This window comes from Chrysiogenia bacterium (assembly GCA_020434085.1).
Classification (GTDB): Bacteria; JAGRBM01; JAGRBM01; order JAGRBM01; family JAGRBM01; genus JAGRBM01.
The window spans coordinates 1-2,669 of record JAGRBM010000140.1; the positions used below are offsets into that span (position 1 = coordinate 1).

The 2,669-nt window shown below is 61.9% G+C and carries 2 protein-coding genes; one reads left to right on the top strand and one right to left on the bottom strand.

Annotation, left to right across the window (positions count from 1 at the left end):
- The first annotated feature begins 1,003 nt into the window (after positions 1-1,003).
- The gene (locus tag KDH09_04605) at positions 1,004-2,017 is read left to right on the top strand and encodes a helix-turn-helix domain-containing protein (GenBank protein ID MCB0218953.1); all 1,014 of its coding nucleotides are present in this window, start codon (positions 1,004-1,006) and stop codon (positions 2,015-2,017) included.
- Between the two features lie 25 nt (positions 2,018-2,042).
- Here KDH09_04605 and KDH09_04610 read toward each other — a convergent pair.
- Positions 2,043-2,669: SGNH/GDSL hydrolase family protein (locus KDH09_04610; GenBank protein MCB0218954.1), on the bottom strand; the 627-nt coding region annotated here is incomplete at its 5' end.

Below are 2,669 nucleotides of genomic sequence, written 5' to 3' on the forward strand. Positions count from 1 at the left end.
GAATCAAACGCCTCCCGCCCATTCCATGGCGGGGCCAAGGCGACGAACCCCAGATAGTCAACGTGTTGATTCTCCCCAGAAGCTCTCGGCCAAGCGGGCTTCGGGTATTCCTGGCCCCGAGACTCTTGTCGATGTTCGTTCCGCTAGCTTTTGCCGCGGCGCAACCTACGGCGATCGGGCTCTACCCAGCTTGTCCGGCCTACGGGTCTCTGGTTGGCTCGAGCCCTTCGCGGCCGTCGGATCGACTGCGTGCGGTGGGCGTCATGCTCGATCCGCTAGCCAAGAGCCGGATGCTCTGACGTAACTCCACCTTGAAAGAACATTTGGAACGGCCCCATGGGGCGGCCGCCCTGAATTTCGAACGCTGTCCCGGTAGAAGCGGATCCCGTTCGATCGACACTCCGCCGGACGTCACGAATTCTCCCAGCACATTCGTGAAGGTGACGAGTGCGTGGACGTTGGTCAAGGGCCGTGGACTCAGATTACAGACTTCCCCCTCCAGAAAGGCGCGCCCTTTCCAGCGGACCCAGCGCGCGGCGACGAGCTCGATCTCCGGCGAGATGCGGGGCGCCGTCCGGTTATCTTCCCTACCCTCGCGTGGCCGGGCGCGAATTTCCGGCGCCCTCGCCTGAGGGGGAAGTGCATGCGGCGCCGCCGGACCTTGCCATAAGTGCCAGAGATGCCGCAAGTGGGTGAAAAAGATGAAGCCCAGGGTCGCCGCGGCTCCTGCCAGCTCTGAGGCGTGGAGCAGATTCGATGTCATGCTTTCAGGCGTCATGTGTCGCATGCTGGCGCCGGGGAGTCTTATCGAAGCCGGTCTCCGTTCTGGAATTTTCCTCATAACTTCGCCGAGCTTTCTGGGAAGGCCGCATGAATTCTGTAGGACGAACTTCAGGCGCGCTCGAGAGGGAACCTGATGAAAAGCTTGCGAGCATCTGCTCGATTTCTGGACGACATCAGAAGACTCTGATATCCTGACCGCATCCGGCTAGGGGAATCCCGCGTGATTGGCCCGTCCCTGGCAGATTTTAGGATCGGTGAATGCCTCTTCAGCGTTGCACTGCGAGAGGTACGGGGATCGCGCGGCGTCGTCACACTCTCACCGACTGAAACCCACTTTCTGATCACTCTCTGTACCTACTCTGGTCGCCTGCTCAGCGCGGAGGAACTGTTTCGCGAGGTATGGCCCGAGGAAGCCCGTAGAAATCTACCAAAAGGTTGGAGAAACCGCGTTGATTCGCAGTTGAGGAATCTGCGGGGGAAGTTGCAGGACATCCTGCCGAATTCGATCTTCAACCAAAAAGGCGAAGGCTTCCGCCTCAGCGTAGTTGTCGAGAATGTGGCGCCAGTGCGGGGCGAGACCGCGGGGACGATCGCAACGGTGACGTACGATCACCTTCTGCATGAGCTCTCGTCCCTGCAGCCGCCTTGTCACATCGTCGTCAAGTCGGCCTGCCCATTTGAAGCTCGTCCGGAAGGCGCGACCTATTTTGTTGATGCATTGCGCAACGGGATCACCTTCGAGTTTGTGCTCACCGAGGATGTGGAGGTTGCGGCGGCGCTCCTGCAAGGCCTCCTCGACTCCAAAGCGACGCCCGCAGTCAGCACGGGGAGGCCGCGTACGCTGATCTCCGGCATGCGGCTAATCTTTAGCGATCAGGCAATTCCCGACTCCAAGTATGTGATTGCCGCAAATCGATCCTTCGACGCGAAATACTACTACTGCCTCGATCAGGACAGAAGGGCCGTGCTGCTGAAGGAACGTCAATTGGCATCGGCGCATGCCAAGGAGTTGGTTCCCAGCGGCCACAATGGAGCGCCTGATCTGTTATCGTGCGCTCCTGGCGTACGCGAGCCCGAGGCTCTCATCGAAGATCTACGCAGCCTCGTCAGCCGGCGCCTGGGCCCTGCCGGCATCGGACTCTTCGAAACGCTCGTCACGCCCCGAAAGTCGGCGGCAAGAGAACAGGTGAGCGCGGTGACGGCTCGACCGCGCACGAAAGGCTCCCTGCATTGACACAAACCCAGGCCTGGGCGAGAGCTTAGTGGAGCGCTTTCTGGATCGCGGCCTCGGCCAGCGGCGCCATCACGGCGTAGCCGGCCTCGTTGGGCAGCACGCCGTCGCGGGTCAAGTCCTTGTTGAAGCTGCGCCCGTCGGCCAGCGCGCGGTAGTAGTTCAGGTAGACCGAGCCGGTCTTCTCGGCATATTCCTCGAGCCAGTCGTTGAGCCCGAAGATCTTGCCGCGCGGGCGCAAGGCGGATTGCTTGCCCGTATCGCAGTCGTCGCAGACCGGCAGCAGCGACGCCAGCACGACTTTGATGCCGTTGAAGCGCGCCAAGTCGACCATCGACTCGATGTTCTCGACGATCATGCCCTGCGTGCCGGGCCCGGTGAAGGCGGCGATGTCGTTCATGCCGCCCTGGATCACCACCACCTTCGGCTTCAGGCTGATCACATCCTGGCGGAAGCGCACCAGCATCTGCGGCGTGGTCTGGCGCGCGATGCCGCGGTTGAAGTAGGGCTTGCCGGGGAAGTACTTCTCCCACGCTTCCCCGCCCTGGCCCCAGTAATCGGTGATGTCGTCGCCCAGAAAGATCACGCGGTCTTCGCCGGGCTTGGGCGCCGGGACCTCCGTGTCGGCGCTGCCGTAGCGCGTCAGCCCGCCCCA